The sequence below is a fragment of the Trichocoleus sp. FACHB-46 genome (assembly GCF_014695385.1).
Taxonomy (GTDB): Bacteria; Cyanobacteriota; Cyanobacteriia; order FACHB-46; family FACHB-46; genus Trichocoleus.
Map to the genome: position 1 here is coordinate 164815 of NZ_JACJOD010000076.1, position 20509 is coordinate 185323.

The window sequence follows — 20509 nt, forward strand, 5'->3', positions numbered from 1 at the left end:
AAAATAGCTTTGTAGCTAGCTCAATGTCAAATTTGCGAAATTAAAGAGCAGTGTTTCCTCCTTCGATCTCCTGCTTGAGCCGCCACAAATCTTCGTACAGTTGCCCGTCTGGGGCTTCACCCAAAAATGTAGCAATGACTGCTCCCGCCATGCCACCGAAAGGGCTGTAATCCATTGTTACCTTGACTTCTGTGCCCGCTTCGTACTCCGAGCTGCGAAAGCTGACACAGCCTTCGTTAGGCACATTACTACCAGGCAGCGATCGCCAGCAAATTAGCTCATTTTCTTGGTCCTGCGTGATCTCAGCATCCCATTCAATGTGGTTGCCTAAGGGAGCTTTGGTAATCCAATGAGAACGCTGTTCATCTAACACTTTCACTGACTCTAGGTGATTCATGAACCGTGGCAAGTTCTCAAAGTTGCGCCAGAACTGATACAGCTCTTGAGGAGAGCGGTCAATCCGAATACTTCTTTCTACATGGATACTCATCGAGTTACCTGTTAGCTAAATGTCTGATTTATCTTGCCTAGACTTTGAGCTTAGATCCCTTTTAGTGAACTTACACCTGCTAGGGGAGAGACCTATGAGGGTTTGGCCTAATAGAATGAACCACTTTCTGTGGCCACAGCCTGCCCGGATTCCAGGTCGCTCAAGGTTAGTTTGCAGACAAAGCCGCGCTTAGCTCAGTTATATCGACGGGCTTGACTAAATGCACCGCGAAACCTGCTTGACGGGAGCGATCGCGGTCTTCTGGCTGACCATAGCCGCTTAGAGCTAAGAGTCGGATCTGGCTCAAGGCTGGTAGTTGGCGGAGACGACGAGCCAGCTCATAACCATCCATCCCCGGCAGCCCAATATCCAGCACCGCGATGTCTGGCAGAAAAGACTGAGCGATTTCCAGCCCTTGGAGACCGTCGTAGGCAACTTCCGTGATATGCCCACAGAGATTTAGCGAGATCGCCAAGACTTCAGCCGCATCCATATTGTCATCAACGATGAGGATACGAAGTGGCTGCTGACCCGTCGGCGCAGGGATGTCAGCTAGAGTTTTCTCACTTTGAGCCAACTGAGGCGCTAATGGCAACCACACCGAGAATTCGCTACCTTGGCCTTTGCCTGCACTCGCCGCTGATACTCGTCCTCCATGTAGGGTGACTAGGTTTTTGACAATTGCCAGTCCAAGCCCTAAACCTCCCTGCGATCGCTCAATAGACTGCTGCTCCTGGTAGAACAGGTCAAATACTTTGGGTAAGAGTTCAGGTGCCATGCCGTTACCCGTATCGCTGACACGCAACCAAACTTCGCTGTCTACCCGCTCCGCTAAGATGCTAATCTCACCTCCTGGCTCGGTATATTTAGCCGCATTATTCAGCAAGTTCGCAATCACCTGTGCCAACCGTCTAGGATCAGCTTCAATCATGAGGTCTGTGCTAGGCACCCCAATTGTGAGGTTGTGACGGCGTTGTTCCAATAAAGGGCTGCACTGCTCCACCGCTTCTGCAACGATCGCTGCTAGTTCCAAGGGTTCCTGCTGGAGCGTCAGCTTGCCCCGAGCGAGACGCGAGACATCCAGTAAATCATCGACCAGACCTACTAGGTGATGCACTTGACGCTCAATCACTGTCCGTTCTTTGTCTACTTCTGAGATGCCGCGCAGTCGCATCAGGTTCAGCGCAGTCAGGATTGGCGCGAGCGGATTGCGGAGTTCATGCCCCAGCATAGCCAAGAATTCATCTTTAGCTCGGTTGGCTAACTCAGCTTCACGCTGGGCATTGGAAATCTCAGTCACTTCAAAGGCAACTACAACGATGCTGTCGGTCTTGTCATACTCATCGGGGAGAGGTTGGTAAACGACCTCAAAGAAGCACTCCTCAATCGTCTGTGGCTGACCACGATTCAGCATTACCTGGATTCTGCCTATGTAGGGTTGCCCCGTTGTGTAAACAACGTCGAGTAACTCATAAATACCCTGACCCGCCAACTCAGGCAGCGCCGCCTGCACTGACTTACCCACCACTAGTCTGTGGCCAACCAGTTCCAGGTAGCGCTCATTAGCAAACTCAAAGACAAAATCTGAGCCTCGCAGGACAGCAATCCCTACAGGCGCATGTTTAAAGATGCGCGATAGTTGGTTGGCATTGGCTTGCAACCGTTTTTCAAGCAGTACCTTTTCGGTTGTTTCTGTAAATGTGACGAGGATACCTGCGACGTTACCAGCGTCATCTGGAACAGGGCTATAAGAGAAATTGAAGTAGCAATCCTCTGGATAGCCAAAGCGATCGATCGTGAGCTTAAAATTATCAAAGCCAAAGGACTTGCCCTGCCATACCTCTGCCCACATGGGCCCAATGGTGTTCCAAATCTCTGGCCAAGTTTCTTGGGCACTAATTCCTAAAGCTGCTGGATGCTTATCACCTAAAATCGGACGATAGGCGTCGTTATAAAACTGAGTAAATTCCTGGCCCCAAGCAATGTACATTGGCAACTGACATTGCAGCAGGATACGAACAGCAATCTTTAGGCTTTGGGGCCAAGCCTCTACCGATCCGACCGGCGTTTTAGCCCAGTCAATCGTCCGCATGAGCGCACCCATTTCTCCACCACCAGAGAAAGTAGCATGAGCGGCTAACCAATTCGCTTCGTCCCTAGATGCATCCGGTTGCATAGGCCTGTGGTCAACAGTTATTGATTTGTAGTCCCCTACTTCTCATCCTAGAGGATGCGCTTCTAGAAGCTCAGGATTTGCAGCTTCACTACTGATTTGGCTGGTTACTTACTGGAACTAAGTCATTAGCGGAGTTGACTAGAATCAGAATTTTTGTGACCTTCCAGTAACACTTCAAAAGTTGTCCAACCTTGGCCACTGTCTACTCGTAGCTCTCCACCTATTTGCGCCACTAACTTCTGTACCAAGGCTAGTCCTAGGCCAGTTCCACCTTGCCGCCACGGGTCGGCATGAGGTACACGGTAAAACTTCTCAAAAATATGAGGCAATGCAGCAGGCGGGATTTCCGCTTGATTACTCACTTCAAACTGAGTCCTGAGCGCCGCAGTTTGATCAGGGAGAGCAGGGTCGATCTGCTGCTCAACTCTCAGTTGAATCTCGCCTTGAGGTGGCGTGTATTTACAGGCATTATTGAGCAACTCAGCTAGTAATCGAGCTAAGCTATTGCGGTCTGACTGAATCGGCAGAACATGAAGTGGTAGATCAACTGTGAATTGTTGACCCCGCTCTTGCATTCGGGCTAAAAATGGTTGGATGATACTGGTCAGCCAGTCTTGAAGCACAATTGTCTCAAGGGATATAGGATAGCGATCTGCTTCAAGTCGCTGTAAGTCTAGCAAGTCATTGATTAGGTTCGCTTCTCTGGCGCACTCAGCTTGTAGGATTTCTAGGTATTGCTGCTGCCGCTCTGAGGAGGGAGAGAGCTTGAGCATGTGAAGTGCCAGCTTCATGTTAGAAATTGGCGTACGCAGTTCGTGGGATACGGTACTCAGGAAGTCATCTTTGAGTTGATGCAGATGTTGCAAAACTTCGACTTGGGCTTGAGCTGCTTGATATAAGCGGGCTTGACGAATGGCGATCGCGCACTGATTGGCTGCTTGTTGCACTAAGCGGACCTCTAGGTCATCGAACACGCAGTTGGGCAGGCGAAAGATCCATAGGTCTCCTAAGACTCCCTGATCATCAAAGATTGGGCAAGCCAAAATCGCCGCTTGAGGTCTACTAAACTTGGGTGCTAAGCGACAGAACTGTAGGATCTGCCCCTCCAGCAACGCTTGGTGGACATCTGAGACAGTCTCTAGAGGCAATGCACCGCTCTGACTAGAAGGCCAACCAGGCTTCACCGCCTCGTAGTGGATTGTAATGACGTTTTTCTCTAGATCATATAGGGCGGCATTACAGCACTCTGCGATTAGCGCCTGGTTTAATTCCTGTACCACAGTTTCTAGAATCTGGGCTTCATCCAAACTGTCCCGCACCTTATCTGTAACTCTTTTCAGCAGTGCTTCTAAATCGAGGGCTTGTCCCAGTTGCAAGGTACGTTCTTGTAATTCGGCTGTGCGCTGTGTCACGCGCAGCTCTAACTCATCCTTCACTGCTTCTAGAGCTGCAAAAGAGCCCCGCAATTGCGCCGCCATCTGGTTATGAGCTTGAGCTAAAACTCTAAATTCATTCACCCCTCCGAGGCTAACAGTTTGGTTAAAGTTCCCATTGGCTAGGGATTGGGAGGCCGAGCACAAGCGGAGAATTGGGTCAGTAATGCGGTGAGACGTGAGCACGCCTAGAACGATCGCCACCAGCAACGCCCCTAGGCACAGCAAAACCGTAGTGCGTCGGCTTGCTTCGATGTGCTCCATAAAATCTGCTTCTGGTACTACCACTACAATCAACCAATCCAACCCATAACGGTCCGTAAAGGGCATGACTTGCACAAACTGCCGCTGACCCTCCACGACAAAATCGAGTTGTTGGCTCTGCCGAATAGAGCTAAAACTACCAAAGTATTTTTGTAATTGTTGCGCGGTCAGGCGAGTCATCTGATTTCGGCTGGCGATCGCACTTAGCCGTCGTCGCGGGTCCGCCACTCCCTCTAGATTCAAGCTAAAAGGTAGCTCAGCCGTTGAACTAGCCACGAGGTTGCCTGAGCGCTCGATGATAAAGGTTTGTCCAGAGCGGCCCACCTTCAGCCGGTGCAAAAAGTCATCCAGTTGTGAGAGTGAAACCGTGGCATTGGTCGCACCAATTAAAGTCCCTGCTCCGTCATAAATAGGTCGAGTGGCACTGACGGCTAGCCCTCTAGAAGAGAAATAGGGATAGACTGCTGTCCAAGTTGGTTTATTTGCTTGCACCGCCTCTCGATACCAGGGACGAATCCGAGGGTCGAAGGTGGTATCCAGTCGGATCAATTGCTGGCGATTACCTTGCTGATTAATTGTGTAGGTGTGGTACTTGCCAGCAGTGGAGGTATCGATCACGCGAATGACGAGGGTTCCGTCCTGCAAGCGGTCCACAGCATGAATCTCTCCCTGCTCACTGCCAAAGGCGATCGGGCTTAAAGACTGAAACAACTGCATTTGTTGCCAAAAATGCTGCTCCAAACGCTTGCCGTCTCGCAAATTCAACTCCCCTAAGCGAAACGCACTGGCGTTGAGCGCAGTGACCAATTGCGGAGTTTCTAGATAGTCAGCAAGATGCTGATGGACGCGATTTGTAACTTCGTTTCTCAGCTCAGCCGCAACTTCATTGACTGCTCTCTGACCATCTCTTAAGGAAAAATATGCCGTTAACCCAACCGCCGCGGTAATTTGCAGAACAAAAGGAACAATGAGCGCTACTCTGAGCGGCACATTCGATAAATCTCTAAACAGGGGATGCAAGAGCTTCTGCATGTATCCTAGTTTAGAGCCTGCTTAAAAGTGAGTGGGCAGTGGAGTCATTCATGATAGGTACAAAGCAAAAATTATAATAGCTTTTACTTAATACCTTCTAGCCGTGCCTGTCCTGTAGCTTAAGTGTAGCTCAGCAGCCTCACATAATGGTTCGCGCCACGCTTGATCGGAAATTTCTGGCAAGGGATAGCCGAGCGATCGCATCCCTGCCGAATAATATGCTGAATCATTAGGATGGTTGCCCCAGCTTACACAAGAGGTAAGCAAATGCTAAAACAAGTGTTTCCTGGCTTCGATTCAACCAAAATCGTGCCCTGGTGCCGATTTTCCACAATGCGTCGTACGGCTTCCAAGCCCAGCCCAGAGCCTTTGCCCACAGGTTTGGTCGTGAAAAATGGCTCAAAGATGCGTGACTGAGTTTCAGGCGGAATGCCATCGCCAGAATCCATGATGTCAACGCGGACAGAATGCTCTTTACGTTGCGTGGTAATGGTCAGCACTCCTTTGCCATTCATAGCATCAATGGCGTTATCGATTAAGTTCGTCCACACCTGATTGAGTTCGCTGCCATAAACCAGTAACTTGGGCAGCTGCTTATCATAACACCGTTTAACTTGAACTCCCTGCTTGAGTTTATGAGCAAACAATCGCAAGGTATCTTCCAATCCTTGATGCACATCTACTTCTTGTCGAGTGCCTTGATCCAAGTAGGAATAGGACTTCATCGCTTGCACCAGTTCTGAAATTCGCTCTGCTCCCCGCAGACCATGTTTGATCATGGATATCACCTCAAACGAAAGTGATAGCCATTGCAACCCAATCTCGCGTAATTCAGTGGGGTCATCTCGCCAACGCACCATCAGTTGGTCTAAGGTTTCAGTCTCAACGCCTCCCTCTGCTAGGGGTTCTGCCAGTTTCCAAGCTTGGCTAACTCCATAGTCTTCTAGCCAATTTTCTAAGATTTCGGTGCGATCGCTCAGAGTTACAGCATCTACGCGATTGTTCAGAATCAAGTCATATCCCGTATCCCGCGCCTGTAGCCACTGTTGCGTATGTGCGTCATCCACTTGGCGTTTACCATAAACCAAGTTCATGCGCTGGAGTTCTAGAATGGCTGGCGGCATCTCTCGCAATGCCCGCACCAGTGCGGCGGCGGGATTGTTGAGTTCATGAGCTAGACCTGCGGCTAGCGTGCCCAGGGCTGCCATTTTCTCCCGCCCCCGGATGAAGGACTCTAACCCACGCAACCGTTGTTCCACAATACGGAACACCATCCGCTCGAACGTGCGGCATTCGTGCAACAGCGTCAGAAAGTCACTGGCCTCAATTTCGTGAAGATGGCAATCTGTGATGGCTCGCAGGGTCACTGGAGCAGGCTCATCTGTCAGGACTTGAACTTCTCCAAAGAAGGCGGGTGCTTGATGTCTCCCTAGCGGGATCTCTGTCCCCTCACTGCGACGGGTAATCAGCATTTGACCCTTTACCAGGATAAATAAGCCCCGATGCGGATCTCGCTCTTGAATTAGTGTCTCTCCAGCCTGCACCATCACAGTTTGAGTGCGATCGCACACCCACTCTAATCGGGTTTGGGACAGATGTTGAAACGCCTCCAGTTTGAGCAGGTCTTCGATGCACAACTTGCGATTCACCATGTCATACCTTACTTAGATAACGATGGATAAATTGCACCGCGATCGATCCTTCACCCACACCCGATGCCACCCGCTTCACGGAGTTATATCGCGCATCTCCGGCGGCAAAAATGCCGGGAACACTGGTTTCTAAAAGAAAAGGCGATCGATCCTGATTCCACCCTTTGGGAGGCTTGCCATCGCGGATTAAGTCAGGCCCAGTCAGGATAAACCCTCGCTCATCTCGCTCTACTACGCCATCCAACCAATCGGTTTTGGGCATCGCCCCGATAAAGATAAACAAAGAGGCAGCTTCGACGGTTTCGCTCTCGCCTGTGTGGATGTTTTTGATGACAATCGCCTCTAGGTTTTTGTCGCCTTTGACTTCCTCAACCGCACAACCGACACAAACTTTGATATTATTTGTCGCTTCTATCTGGTCAATTAAGTACTGCGACATACTCTTGGTTAAGGGCGATCGCACCAACATCACGACTTCGAGGGCATATTTAGAGAAGTGCATCGCGGCTTGTCCAGCGGAGTTGGCACCGCCCACGATATAAACGGTTTCACCCTGGCAAGCGATCGCTTCGGTCATCGCTGCTCCGTAATAGACGCCCGCTCCACACAGTTGGTCCATGCCTGGCACATCCAACTTGCGATAGGCAACTCCGGTTGCTACTAACAGCGCGTGACAACTAATTTCGCTGCCGTCGGCCAAATGCAGAATTCGGTAGGGATTAGTGATTTGGACTGCTGTTACTTCTTGAGGAGTGAGAATTTCTACCCCAAATCGCCGGGCTTGGGCTACCGCTCGCCGGGCCAAGTCTACCCCACTTAAGCCTACCGGAAATCCTAAATAATTCTCAATGCGCGAGCTAGAACCCGCTTGCCCGCCTGGGGCTTGGCGCTCAATCATGACGGTGCTGAGTCCTTCTGAGGCTCCGTAAACCGCAGCGGCTAACCCTGCTGGCCCGCCACCAATAATAGCCAGGTCGTAGAAAGGACGCTCTGCTTGGGTTTGTAAGCCAATCTTTTCTGCAATCGCCAGATTTGAGGGTTGAATTAACCGGGAACCATCAGGAAACAAAACTAGTGGCAATTGTTGCTTGCCATCAGCTTCGGCATATTCCACTAGCTGCGTAGCTTCACCTTCTAGTTCAATATCTAACCATTGGTAAGGGACTTGGTTTCGCGCCAGAAAGTCTTTCACTTGATGAGACAAGGGAGACCAGCGGTTGCCAACTACCCGAATGCCCTCGAAGGGGGGCCGAAAGGACGCAAACCAGTCGTCTAGCAAATCATCTAAAATCGGGTACAACCGCTCTTCAGGAGGGTCCCAAGGCTTGAGTAGGTAATAGTCGATCTGGATACTATTGATGGCTCGAATGGCAGCATCTGTATCCGCATAGGCCGTGAGCAAGGCCCGCTTGGAGTTCGGGTACATATCCAGAGCCTGCTCTAGAAACTCAACTCCGCTCATTTGCGGCATGCGTTGGTCTACCAAGAAGAGCGCCACAAACTCATTGCGTAGCTTGAGCTGTTGTAAGGCATCCAATGCCGCCTGCCCAGAATCCGCTCGCACAATCCGGAAGCGATCGCCATACTGATGCCGTAAATCCCGTGACACTGTTTGCAGCACATCTGGATCATCATCCACGGTGAGAATTACAGGTTTTGCCATCACTCAATCTCCTGTTATTCAACGGCCACAGTTAGGAATTTTGTATACCATTTATCGATTTGATGCTGCATTAACGTATACATATTCAGCATTTCTAGATAGAGAGCTATCTCAAACGCGATTCCGTTCGGGGAAAAAGCCAGACGCTCACTGAATTGATTAATTGATGGCTCAGTAGTTCTTTCCCTCCTCATCGGTAAAACACCACAGCCATTGTTCTCCTAATTCCGCTGAACTAATCACAGCATGTCCGCTCTCCTCATAATGACGACGTGCATGCTGATTTTTGGAGGAATCGCAGCATAGCATCTTGCCGCAGGTCTGACAGATTCGCAGATGTACCCAGCGATCGTTAGTCCGCATGCACTCTTCACACCGGAACATGGGGTAGTTAGCCTTCGGAATCAAGTTCTCCAGAGTCATTCCATTGAGATGTTGACAAGGCATAGGTTTTTACTATGTGAATGAGTAGGAAGTTTGTTTGGAGAAGAATAAATAGCCTTTCCTGACAACTCCATATAGTTTTATGGAAGGGGATACAGCCATTTGCAAAATAGTTGAGTTAGGTGTGGCATGATGAGATAAGTGAGCAAGGCAACACTGAAGCCTGTACTGATCAGTTGCTGGACCAATATAGGCAAATCAGACATTAGTGGTGCCAGCAAATGGTTCGAGATAGGAAGCGTGAGAAATACTCCTAGCCACGTCACTAACACCATTTTGTAGCGAGGGGGCGGCATCTCCACTCTGTTTGGGAGTGTAAACCAGGTTTCCAGTCCGGTTAGGGTTTGAACCGCTTCAGGCTTTTCAATTAGGGGCTGCAATCGCGCCAGCCACTCTTGCCGGATATCAGATTCTAGCCAAGTTTTGAGGTTACTGTACTGATCGAATTTGAGGATGGCAACATATTCCGGGTGAGTATGATTCCACGGTCGAATTACATTGACTCCCAAGTGTCCTCTAAACTTTTGGGCAACCGCAGCGATACCGTGCAACCACTCTTCATACCCATGCTCGCGCCCAGGGCGAACCGTATGAGAAATGATGGCAGTGACCTGCTGAGTTTTTGCATCTGTACCAATTGCTTGGGGTTCAAACATGAAATGCAACCTCAGTGAGCGATCGCTTCAGACCAATGGAGTATCCACTAAATGTTCTGCCAGAAACCAAACCTGTAACTCGTTCGCAACACTTGACTCACTAACATGATTATCCCTCTTTGAGAAAGTCTAGCAGTGCGGGGTTGACTTGTTCTGCATGAGTCCAGTTGATAGCGTGAGGACCATCAGGTATCACCACTAGACGACTACCTTTAATGAGATTCGGTAACCTGTTACCAGTGGAAGCGATCGGCAGGATGCGATCAGCCTCCCCTTGAATGATCAGGGTTGGCACATCAATGTGGGGCAAGTCATCCCGGAAATCGGTCAACCAGGAGGGTACACAGTCCAAGGTTCCTTTCGCAGAAGCTCCTGCCGCAACATTCCAACTCATCTGGATGGCCTCATTGCTGATGCGATCGCCGAGAAATACATCGACATTAAAGAAATTGTGAAGAAATGTAGAGAGATAGGCGGGACGGTCTGCGACAATGCTCTTCATAATGCCATCGAAGACGCTTTGATCCACTCCTTCCGGGTTATCGTCGGTCTTCAACAGGAAGGGGGGCACCGGAGCCATTAGTACTGCTTTACTCACCCGCTCTGAGCCGTACTTGCCGAGATAGCGCGTCACTTCACCCGTCCCCATCGAGAAGCCAACCAGCAAAACATCACGCAGGTCCAGTTCTGTGATGAGTGTGTTTAAATCTGCGGCGAAGGTGTCGTAGTCATAGCCAAAGGATGGCTGACTAGAGTTGCCAAAACCCCGGCGATCGTACGTGATGACTCGGTAGCCTGCTGCCAGCAAAACCCCTACTTGCTTTTCCCAGGAATGTCCGTTCAACGGAAAACCGTGAATGAGAACCACAGGCTGACCTGTTCCGTGGTCTTCGTAGTAGATATCGATAGTGCCAGAATTTTCTTTGCCAACGGTGACGTAAGACACTTTAAAGTCTCCTTTCTGTGAGTAAGTCTGTGGAATCATTCACCTGTGCCAAGAGGCTACTCTTCTTGGCCACAAAACAGTATTTCAACTAAGCTAGGATGCTTTCATCGCAGCAGTTGCAGCCGCCTCGATAAATTTAGCAACCTCTTTGGGATGAGAGACAAAGGGCACATGACTGGACTTGATCTCGCTAGTTTTGGCACCGATGCGTTTTGCCATAAAGCGCTCAAGTTCAGGGTTGATCGCCCGGTCTTCTTGAGTCACGAGATACCAGGAGGGAATTGTTTTCCAGGCAGCGCGATCCACTGCTTGATTGAAAGCGATACTAGCGACTGGCTTTTGGGTCGCTGCCATCACTCGGGCCTCAGCTAAGGAAACATCCTGAGCAAAGAACTCATGTAGCTTGGCTCGATCAATGAAGAGAAAGCCTGCGGTATCAGGCACAATTGCGGTGCTGAGTGGGGGGGCTGCATACCTACCATTCAACTCACTAATTTTTTCGCCTGCTTCGGGGGCAAAACCAGCGATATAAACCAATGCCTTGACTTGTGGGTTGGTAGCTGCCGCGCTCGTAATCACGCTTCCCCCATAAGAATGTCCAACCACCACGACAGCACCCTTCTGAGCATCAATCACTCGCTTAGTGGTGGCAATATCTTCTGGGAGAGAGGTGAGCGTATTCTGCACAGCCGTCACAGTGTAGCCATCTTGTTCTAGCAACGGAATGATGTGTTGCCAGGATGTGGCATCAGCGAAGGTACCGTGAACCAGAACGATCGCGGGTTTGGAGTTGGAGCTTTGGGTTACTTCCTTAGAAGTGGCTACTTCTGCACGTATCAGCACAATTATTGAAACACTGAATGCCAGTAGCAACAGCAAAAGTTTTTGAATTTTGATGATTAGCATACTCCACCAAATAGCCGCTTCTTCATACTTGTTGATAGGATGAATTTGAGGTTGAGGGAACTACCGAAACACAAAACATAGATAGTCTCCCGCAGCAGAGGTCGCATCGAGCTATCTTTGGATTGTCTTAATTTGCATCACCCTAATTTAGGGAACTCCCTCAGATCTGTCGTCCATTCCAAGTTCATACTTGCAGCCACACAACGATCAGCCATTAGGCAATCTGAAGTATGGGGTTGGCATCCAACTTAAGTTCAGATCTATCTCAAACTTAGAGGCAAAACTCATAGTGCCGTCATTAATGAAGATACGGATATGGCTGTGATTACTCAGGCTAAAGATGAGGTTGAGGCGATCGCGCTGTTCCGCCAAGTGCAACCCGATGTAGCCTTAATGGATTTGCATTAAAACGAAGGATTGCCAGTCTGTAAGCTTGGCACCTTAGCTTACTCCCTTCCCGCCCAAAGATTAGGAACTAAGTGAAAAGATAAGCCCGGATAATCCGGTGCGATCAGATGGAATTTATCAGCAAGCGCAGGCATGAGATTGCGGAACATGTGAGAGGAGGTCGGGAAGCGGTGCAACAGCAAAATCGTTGGATTGTCACGGGAACCAACTTCTCGATAAAAGATATCTAAACTATCGATCGCGATCGTGCAATATGTGATCATGGAATGCCCCCTAGTGGACTTATTGGTTTATTGAAGGCAAAACTGTGGTGCATTTACGGCAACTACTTTGGCATGGGTTGCCACGTCGAGAAGTTAGCAAGGTGTGCCCAGTAAGAACTCAATCCAATAAACGTAAAGATGAGAGCTGCCGTAATTAATACAATTGCTCCAATACTTCGCAGAAACCAATTCTTCTTGAAGTAGAGCGTTGGGGCAGAGAAAACTCCTCCGAGACCAACTAGAATGAACCCAAGTCCTGCCAACAGGGAAATCGGTATTGCGCCTAGGTTGATGATACGAAAGCCAATTACAAGCGATACAAGTCCTGCAAAGAAGCCATAAGCACCGAGGGTCAGCAGGTCCCAACCCATTGCCAGAGCGAGTGAAGTTCCGACGAGGAGAATGCCAAACAGGACTGTTGTTTCACCAAAAGCAATATTGAAACTACCAATCACAGGCCAAGTCAACGTCATGTGTAAGCCAGTGACTAACGCGATCGCACCCACGACCCCGAAGCCTGGAATCCAACGTCTCTGATTTGACTCACCCAGACCGAAATACACATAGGCAGCTAATAGAGCCAGGCCAGCCGCCAGGTTAATGAGCATGAGTGTAATGTAATCAATAAACATGAGATCTCCTATAAATGCTCGGTTTTATTGAGACGTAGATAAAGAGTGTGGAATGCTGATTAATCACCTGAATTGGGGGCAATAGCTGCCATCAATGGCTCAATGTCCCAGCGATCGCGATACCGCCTCCCATTGATAAACAGGGCTGGCGCAGCTTCGACGCCACTTTGCATTCCGCTGGTGATATCCTCATTGATACGATCGCGGTGCACTTGTCTGCTGATGGCTCGCAAAAACTGGCAGATATCGAGTCCGAGATCATTGGCATACTCCACCAAATAGCCACTGCCTAAGGCTTGTTGATGGGTGAATAACATATCGTGCATCTGCCAGAACTGCCCCTGTGCCCCTGCTGCTAGAGCTGCTGCCGCTGCCTTTTGAGCTTGAGGATGGAGTTGAAGTTGAGGGAACTGCCGAAACACAAAGCATAGATAATTTTCCTCCGCGAAGGTCACATCAAGCTGTGCTTGAATTGCCTTAATTAAGGAATAAAGTTCTTTACACTCAAGACACTGATAATCTCCATACTCAACGAGCACCACGTTGGCATCGAGTTTTCCCTGGCGGTAGTCTCGCTCGGAGGGAGGTAGCACTAACGAGTTGCGTTCACTCTGTATCTCCATTGGAGAATCGCCAGATGCTTCTTCAGAAATATCGTGACTCATGCTAAACCTGAGAAGCAAAGAGGGTTCATTATACGAGACGTACTGTGAAATCTCTTTGCCTCAGCCCTAGAACTGTTTGTATGACCCTAATTTAGGGGACTAACGCTAAGCTGTCTTCCATTCAAGGTCCATTGTTGAAGCCATACAACGATCAATCTTTGGGTAATCAAAGGTATTGGCTTGATGTCAAACTTAAGTTCATAGATTGGAACAAGCTTGCAATGCCATCTCAACCACCTGTAGGAGGTCTGCGCGGCTGGCTCCACTGGAGGCTTGGACGGACATGCCAAAGTTGACAGTTAGGACAAAGCGGGCCAAGGCAGCGGGGTCAGTATCAGACGACAAATCCCCTTCCGCGATCGCCCGCTCAAAGCGATCGCAAATTGTTGCCTCGATTAATATTCGGCGTTCTGCCAGTTCTTGATAGAGTGGATCGCTTGGATCAGCACATGAAAGCACAGTTTGGGCATAGAGGCATCTTGGCGGATTGTCTGGATTCGTCAGCAAATCAACCACCCCATACATCATTCGCTCGATCACTTTACGGGCAGTCGGCTCCTTTAGAGCTTGGGCCATGTAGGGTGTTTGTTGCTCTTGGTAAAGATCGAGCACCTTACGAAATAGAGTTTCCTTATTACCAAAAGCCGCATAGAGGCTGGGACGGTTAATCCCCATTGCCTCCGTGAGTTCGGTCAAGGATGTTCCCAGATAGCCCTTGCGCCAAAACACCTGTAGAGCTTTTTCTAAGGCTTCGTCGATATCGAAAGCGCGAGGACGTCCCTGAGCAGTGTGAAGTTTTCTCGTTTCCATACTGTTCAGTATAAAACTTTCTTGACACCCCAAGTTAAGCAGGAGATACTTTCTGTACCGATTGGTAAATAAATTACAGGCTAGTAATTATGATTTCCTTACCAAACGTCATTGTTCAAGGAAAGCTTTACGAAAGCCGCAACTCTCTGGTTTACCGAGGGATTAGAAAATCAGATCACTTGCCGATCATCCTCAAAGTTCTTAAGCAAGACTATCCCACTCCATCCGAACTGATTCGTTATAAGCAGGAATATGAAATCACCCAATCACTTAATCTTGAGGGAGTGATCAAAGCTTACGCACAGCAGGATTATCAAAGAACGCTCGTCATTCTTCTAGAAGATTTTGGTGGCAAGTCCTTAGAAAAATGGATTCGGGACGCTGCTAAGTCATACTGCCCCATGCCTCTACCTGAGTTTCTGCGTTTTGCAATTACGGTTACGAAGATCTTGGGGGACATTCATACTGCCAACGTAATTCATAAAGATATCAACCCCAGTAATATCGTGCTCAATCCCCAAACGGGACAAGTTAAAGTTATCGATTTTGGTATTTCTACACGTCTGGGTCGCACTAATCCTACCTTTAACAACCCCCATATTCTAGAAGGTACTTTAGCGTACATTTCCCCAGAGCAAACTGGGCGCATGAACCGCTCGTTGGATTATCGCACTGATTTTTATTCCCTCGGTATCACCTTCTACGAACTGCTCACTGGACAGTTACCGTTTCCTACCGCTGACATTCTTGAATTAGTTCATTGTCACATCGCCAAACAACCTGTGCCGCCGCATGAGTTGAATGCAGAGATTCCTAAAGCCATGTCAGATATGGTTTTAAAGCTGATGGCGAAAAATGCGGAAGATCGCTATCAGAGTGCATGGGGCATCAAAGCGGATTTAGAACTCTGTGCTCAGCAGTTAACAGAAACAGATCTAATAGGTAACTTGCAGCTGGGGTTGCATGATGTTTCTGATCAGTTTCAAATTCCCCAAAAATTGTATGGACGCAGCGCAGAGATTGCGGCCCTACTGGCATCATTTGACAGAGTGGCCGCAAGAATTAAAACAGGGATAACAGAAATAAAAAGGGAAGAAAACACAGGGGATATAGATATCTCTCGTTCCTCGATTCCTATACCTTCTGAAAGGTTGCTCGTCTCTGGCTATGCTGGTGTTGGCAAATCAGCTCTGGTTCAGGAACTTTACAAACCTATCACAGCAAGACGTGGCTATTTTGTCTCTGGTAAGTTTGACCAATTGCAGCGCAATACTCCCTATAGTGCGATCGCCCATGCTCTACAAAAATTAGTGCAACAACTGCTGGGCGAACCCGATGAGCAGTTGCAACAGTGGCGATCGCGCCTACTTGCAGCGTTGGGAAGCAATGGGCAACTAGTTGTTGATGTGATTCCTGAATTGGAATTGATTGTAGGCAAACAGCCCCCTGTCATAGAAGTGGGAGCAACAGAAGCACAGAATCGTTTCAACCGCATCTTTCAGCAATTTTTACGGGTGTTTTGTTCAGAGTCACATCCTTTAGTAATCTTTTTAGATGATTTGCAGTGGATCGACTCCGCCACGCTGAAGCTAATTGGACTGATGTTACTGGATGAACAAGCCCAATCGCTATTTTTGATCGGAGCCTATCGAGATAATGAAGTACATCCAACTCATCCATTGACTTTAGCGCTAGAGAGCTTACGGAAACAGGGAGCGGTGTTTCAAGAAATTGTTCTTCGACCTTTAATGCTAGAACCGTTAAGCCAGTTGCTTGCTGAGACACTACATCAGGATGTTGAAACCGTTCGTTCTCTAGCTCAGTTAGTATTGCGTAAAACCGAGGGCACCCCTTTCTTTGTCAATGAATTTTTGCGAATGTTGTATGGCCAAAATCTGTTGACTTTTGATGCTGCACACCGAAGCTGGCAGTGGAACATTGCTCAGATTGAAGCCCAGAATATCACTGATAATGTCGTAGATCTGATGCTAGTCAAGTTGAAGAAACTGCCAAAGGACACGCAGCGTCTTTTGCGGCTAGCCGCTTGTATTGGATCTGAATTTGATTTGGATACTTTAGCGCTCGTTTGTGAGCAGTCTTCCAACAGAGTATTTCGAGATTTGCTGCCAGCGCTCCAGGAAGGATTTATTCAGCCTCTCTCTGAATTAGATCAAGACCTATTATTTCAGCAATACAAGTTCCTGCACGATCGCGTCCAGCAAACTGCTTATGCTTTGATTGATCCATCACAAAAACACATTATTCATCTGCAAATTGGTCGCAATCTCCTCGAAAAAACTTTATTAGAACCTCTGTCAGACTGGCTATTTAAATCAGTTGATCATCTAAACTACGGGATTAACCTTGTTACTGATGCTGATGAACGAATTGAGATTGCCAAGTTAAATTTGATGGCAGGGCGTAAGGCAAAAGCCGCGATCGCCTACAGAGCAGCAAAAAAATATTTAGCTCAAGGAAGAGAATGGCTAACATTTTCTAGCTGGCAGAGTCATTATAACCTAACCTTAGAGTTGTATATAGAAACCACAGAAGTTTCGTATTTATGTGGTGAGTTTGAAGATGTAGAGCAGTGGGCAGGAGTTGCTCTGATAGAAGCCAAAACGGTTCTCGATAGCGTAAAGCTCTACGAAATTAAAGTTCAAGCATACATCGCGCAGAAACAGCTAGTAAAAGCCATTAACACTGCATTACAAGTTTTGCAGCAGCTAGGAATTAGTTTCCCTAAAACGCCCACCCCATCGGAAATTCGCCGTGAACTAGACGCGACCACATCTCTCTTTGACAATTGCCAGATCGGGGACTTAATCCATTTGCCAGAAATGATCGAACTGGAAAAATTAGCGGCGATGCGAATCCTATCCAGCATCACGATCACTGCCCAAATCGCTGCTCCTAATTTGACACCGCTACTTGCATCCAAACAGGTCAACCTGTCTATTCTGTATGGCAATGCATTTGTGTCTCCCTTTGCTTACGCCACCTTTGGGTTAATTCTTTGTGGTGTGGTCGGAAACATAGAGTCTGGCTATGAGTTCGGACAGCTTGCTATAAGGCTTTTATCACAGTGTCATACCCATGCCTTGAAAGCCAGGACTTTGAATATCGTAAATAATTTTATTATTCACTGGAAAGAACATGCTAGAGAGCTATTGAAGCCTTTGTTAGAAGGCTATCAAAGCGGGCTAGAAACTGGAGATTTAGAATTTGCTGCCTATTGTGCTTATACTTACTGCTTTCAATCCTATGCGAATGGAAAAGAACTCATAGAAGTTGAACACAATATGGCGATCTATGGAGAAGCAATTCGTCAAATTAAGCAAGAAACAGCATATACCTGGAATCAGATATTTCGGCAGGCCATCATAAACTTGACAGGACAATCGGCCAACCCAACCCAACTAGTTGGCGAATCCTACAATGAGGACAATGAACTGCCAAAATACGAATCCAGAAATGATGGAAGCAGCATCTTTTCTGTCTATTTTAACAAACTTTTCCTATGCTACCTTTTTTCTGAATATGCTCAAGCTGTTGAAAACGGAGTCCTAGCGGGAAGTTATCTGATTCGATTAACAGGCACATCTCTTGAGCCTCTGTACTATCTCTATATTTCTCTCGCAAGGCTCGCAATATATCCTGAAAGCAGCAATCAAGTACAGAAAGAACTCCTCCAAGAAGTTACCCTAAGCCAGGAGAAAATGAAGCTATGGGCACATCATGCGCCAATGAACTATTTGCATAAATATAATTTAGTTCAAGCAGAGACGGCACAAGTTTTGGGGCAGTGGTTTGAGGCGGAGGAGTTTTATGAACAAGCGATTCAAGGAGCTAGGGAAAATGAATATATTCAGGAAGAGGCATTAGCATACGAATTGGCTGCAAAACATTATTTGGCGCGTGGTCGCGAAAAGTTTGCTCAAACCTACATGAAAGAAGCTCACTACTGTTATGAACGTTGGGGAGCCACAGTGAAGGTGAAAGATTTAGAAACTCGCTACCCACAGTTTTTTCCTCAAGCGTCTGATGTGGTTTCGCCAACCTATAAAACTTCTGAAACCACCTCTAATCGCTCAGACCTTGCTTTAGATTTAGCGGCTGTGCTGAAAGCCTCTCAGGCGATATCCAGTGAAATTGAATTGGATCAGTTGCTCCGCTCCTTAATGCAAATTTTAATCGAGACTGCTGGGGCTCAAACCGGATGCTTGATTTTAGAAAATGCAGGTGAATGGGCGATCGAAGCAGCTTGTGAACTTAGTCAAGGAGAGAACGTCTGTACTACGAGAGTGCTGCAATCGCTTCCAACGACAAATCATCTACCAGAATCAATTATTCAGTATGTGATTCGAACTCACGAATCTGTCATCTTGAATGACGCTACTCGTGAAGGCAATTTTATTCATGATCCCTATATTCAGCACCACAAAACTCGATCGCTTCTCTGTTTACCGCTGCTGAATCAAAGTAAGCTTGTGGGCGTGCTGTACCTGGAAAATCAATTAGCAACCGGAGTTTTTTCACCAGAGCGATCGCAGGTGTTGAATCTACTATCTAGCCAGGCAGCGATCGCCATTGAAAATGCCAAACTTTACTCCAAGCTCCGCACAAGTGAAAGCCACATGACACAATTTCTAGAAGCCGTTCAAGTGGGAATTGGGGTATTAGATGCAACAGGCCGCCCCTACTATGTCAATCAACGGGGAACTCAATTATTGGGAAAAGGTATTGACCCTGTCGCGTCACCAGACTATTTTTCGGAGATCTATCAAGTTTATCTATCAGGCACCAATCAGATATATCCAACTGAGAAAATGCCAATCGTCCGAGCGCTGAATGGTGAACGCACTAGGATTGATGATATGGAGATTCATCAAAACGACAAAATCATTCCAGTTGAAGTCTGGGGAACACCAATCTTTGACGAACAGGGTAATGTGACATATGCGATTGCAGCCTTTCAAGACATTACGGAACGTAGACAAACCGAACAACTCCTAACCGATTACAACCGTACCTTAGAGCAACAAGTGGCGGAACGAACGGTAGCCCTACAGAAAAGCGAAGCCGAACTGCGTCGTCGAGAACAAGAACTACGGCTGATCACCGACACTCTCCCTGCTCTAGTCGCTTATGTAGATGGCAATCGTCGCTATCAATTTATTAACCGTACCTACGAGGTCTGGTTCAATCGCAGTCGAGATGAGATTTTAGGTAGATACGTCCATGAATTGCTCGATGAAACCGTTTATCAGAGAGTTGAACCGTTTATTCATCAAGTATTTACAGGGCAAACTGTAAGCCTGGAAGCAGAAGTTCCCTTCCCAGTGGGTAAAAAGTCCATCAGTGCTACCTTGATCCCCGATTTTGATGTCAATGCTCAAGTGGGAGGATTCTACAGCCTCATCACAGACATCAGCGACCAAAAACGTGCCGAAGAAGCCTCCATTCTAGAAGAGCGCAACCGCATGGCGCGAGAAATTCACGATACATTGGCGCAAGCCTTTACAGGCATTCTGCTGCATACTGGAGCAGCGACAGAGTTAATGACCAAGAAACCAGAGACTGCTCAGGCACACCTGGAAACTGTGGATGAATTAGCCCGCACCGGATTAGCTGAAGCCCGCCGATCCGTGACGACCCTCCGACCTAAATTGTTGGAGGAGGGAAACTTGTATCATGCGCTCAATCATCTAACTCATCAAATGAAGTCTTCCACAAAGACTCATCTCACCTGTCAAACCATTGGTGAAGTTTATGCTTTACTACCCGATGTGGAAAATAACCTATTACGTATCGGACAAGAAGCTTTAACCAACGCCATTAAATATGCCAACGCCACTGAAATTTGTATTGAGTTGGTGTACGAGAAGACGCAATGTCTATTACGAGTGAAAGATGATGGACAAGGGTTTGAAGTGGAAGTATACCCAACTCAGGGATTTGGTTTACTGGGGATGAGTGAACGGGTTGAGCAGATTGGCGGTGAATTAACCATCAGCAGCCAGCCGAATCAAGGTACAGAAATCATTGTCATCGTAAACCGGGAGTAAG

Annotated in this window: 14 protein-coding genes; 1 reads left to right on the forward strand and 13 read right to left on the reverse strand. The window is 47.8% G+C overall.

Annotated elements, in window-relative coordinates; translation table 11 throughout:
* Positions 1–40: 40 nt before the first annotated feature.
* The 13 genes from H6F72_RS28015 to H6F72_RS28075 form a co-directional block, all read right to left on the reverse strand.
* Positions 41–490, reverse strand: a complete 450-nt coding sequence (locus tag H6F72_RS28015; protein WP_190443057.1) for an SRPBCC family protein — start codon at positions 488–490, stop codon at positions 41–43.
* 166 nt (positions 491–656) lie between these two features.
* Positions 657–2666: an ATP-binding protein gene (locus H6F72_RS28020; protein WP_190443060.1), complete on the reverse strand. Its 2010-nt coding sequence runs from the start codon at positions 2664–2666 to the stop codon at positions 657–659.
* Between the two features lie 125 nt (positions 2667–2791).
* A complete protein-coding gene (locus H6F72_RS28025; RefSeq protein WP_190443062.1) occupies positions 2792–5395 on the reverse strand; it encodes a cache domain-containing protein in 2604 nt (867 codons plus the stop codon).
* A gap of 248 nt (positions 5396–5643) precedes the next feature.
* A complete protein-coding gene (locus tag H6F72_RS28030; protein ID WP_190443064.1) occupies positions 5644–7047 on the reverse strand; it encodes a sensor histidine kinase in 1404 nt (467 codons plus the stop codon).
* A 1-nt stretch (position 7048) separates the two neighbouring features.
* Positions 7049–8710, reverse strand: coding sequence for a response regulator (locus H6F72_RS28035; RefSeq protein WP_190443066.1), 1662 nt, complete (start codon positions 8708–8710; stop codon positions 7049–7051).
* Positions 8711–8881: 171 nt separating this feature from the next.
* Entirely contained in the window at positions 8882–9157 is a 276-nt protein-coding gene (locus tag H6F72_RS28040; protein ID WP_190443068.1) for a UBP-type zinc finger domain-containing protein, read from the reverse strand.
* 77 nt (positions 9158–9234) lie between these two features.
* Complete coding sequence (locus H6F72_RS28045) at positions 9235–9810, reverse strand: antibiotic biosynthesis monooxygenase (RefSeq protein ID WP_190443070.1); 576 nt, start codon at positions 9808–9810, stop codon at positions 9235–9237.
* A 109-nt stretch (positions 9811–9919) separates the two neighbouring features.
* On the reverse strand, positions 9920–10756 hold the full coding sequence (locus tag H6F72_RS28050; RefSeq protein WP_190443072.1) for an alpha/beta fold hydrolase: 837 nt from the start codon (positions 10754–10756) through the stop codon (positions 9920–9922).
* 93 nt (positions 10757–10849) lie between these two features.
* A complete protein-coding gene (locus H6F72_RS28055; RefSeq protein ID WP_190443074.1) occupies positions 10850–11599 on the reverse strand; it encodes an alpha/beta hydrolase in 750 nt (249 codons plus the stop codon).
* A 509-nt stretch (positions 11600–12108) separates the two neighbouring features.
* Positions 12109–12333, reverse strand: coding sequence for an alpha/beta fold hydrolase (locus tag H6F72_RS28060; protein ID WP_242017186.1), 225 nt, complete (start codon positions 12331–12333; stop codon positions 12109–12111).
* A 62-nt stretch (positions 12334–12395) separates the two neighbouring features.
* Positions 12396–12965, reverse strand: a complete 570-nt coding sequence (locus H6F72_RS28065; RefSeq protein ID WP_190443076.1) for a DUF981 family protein — start codon at positions 12963–12965, stop codon at positions 12396–12398.
* A 59-nt stretch (positions 12966–13024) separates the two neighbouring features.
* On the reverse strand, positions 13025–13630 hold the full coding sequence (locus H6F72_RS28070) for a DsbA family protein (RefSeq protein WP_242017187.1): 606 nt from the start codon (positions 13628–13630) through the stop codon (positions 13025–13027).
* A gap of 198 nt (positions 13631–13828) precedes the next feature.
* Positions 13829–14440: a TetR/AcrR family transcriptional regulator gene (locus H6F72_RS28075; protein ID WP_190443078.1), complete on the reverse strand. Its 612-nt coding sequence runs from the start codon at positions 14438–14440 to the stop codon at positions 13829–13831.
* An 89-nt stretch (positions 14441–14529) separates the two neighbouring features.
* On the opposite strand from H6F72_RS28075, the gene H6F72_RS28080 reads away from it, so the two are divergent.
* On the forward strand, positions 14530–20508 hold the full coding sequence (locus H6F72_RS28080; protein WP_190443080.1) for an AAA family ATPase: 5979 nt from the start codon (positions 14530–14532) through the stop codon (positions 20506–20508).
* Position 20509 lies beyond the last annotated feature (1 nt).

Excerpts from the sequence above, each read along its gene's own strand:
- H6F72_RS28015 (WP_190443057.1), bottom strand. The coding sequence starts at position 490 with ATGAGTATCCATGTAGAAAGAAGTATTCGGATTGACCGCTCTCCTCAA.
- H6F72_RS28020 (WP_190443060.1), bottom strand. The coding sequence starts at position 2,666 with ATGCAACCGGATGCATCTAGGGACGAAGCGAATTGGTTAGCCGCTCAT.
- H6F72_RS28025 (WP_190443062.1), bottom strand. The coding sequence starts at position 5,395 with ATGCAGAAGCTCTTGCATCCCCTGTTTAGAGATTTATCGAATGTGCCG.
- H6F72_RS28030 (WP_190443064.1), bottom strand. The coding sequence starts at position 7,047 with ATGGTGAATCGCAAGTTGTGCATCGAAGACCTGCTCAAACTGGAGGCG.
- H6F72_RS28035 (WP_190443066.1), bottom strand. The coding sequence starts at position 8,710 with ATGGCAAAACCTGTAATTCTCACCGTGGATGATGATCCAGATGTGCTG.
- H6F72_RS28040 (WP_190443068.1), bottom strand. The coding sequence starts at position 9,157 with ATGCCTTGTCAACATCTCAATGGAATGACTCTGGAGAACTTGATTCCG.
- H6F72_RS28045 (WP_190443070.1), bottom strand. The coding sequence starts at position 9,810 with ATGTTTGAACCCCAAGCAATTGGTACAGATGCAAAAACTCAGCAGGTC.
- H6F72_RS28060 (WP_242017186.1), bottom strand. The coding sequence starts at position 12,333 with ATGATCACATATTGCACGATCGCGATCGATAGTTTAGATATCTTTTAT.
- H6F72_RS28065 (WP_190443076.1), bottom strand. The coding sequence starts at position 12,965 with ATGTTTATTGATTACATTACACTCATGCTCATTAACCTGGCGGCTGGC.
- H6F72_RS28070 (WP_242017187.1), bottom strand. The coding sequence starts at position 13,630 with ATGAGTCACGATATTTCTGAAGAAGCATCTGGCGATTCTCCAATGGAG.
- H6F72_RS28075 (WP_190443078.1), bottom strand. The coding sequence starts at position 14,440 with ATGGAAACGAGAAAACTTCACACTGCTCAGGGACGTCCTCGCGCTTTC.
- H6F72_RS28080 (WP_190443080.1), top strand. The coding sequence starts at position 14,530 with ATGATTTCCTTACCAAACGTCATTGTTCAAGGAAAGCTTTACGAAAGC.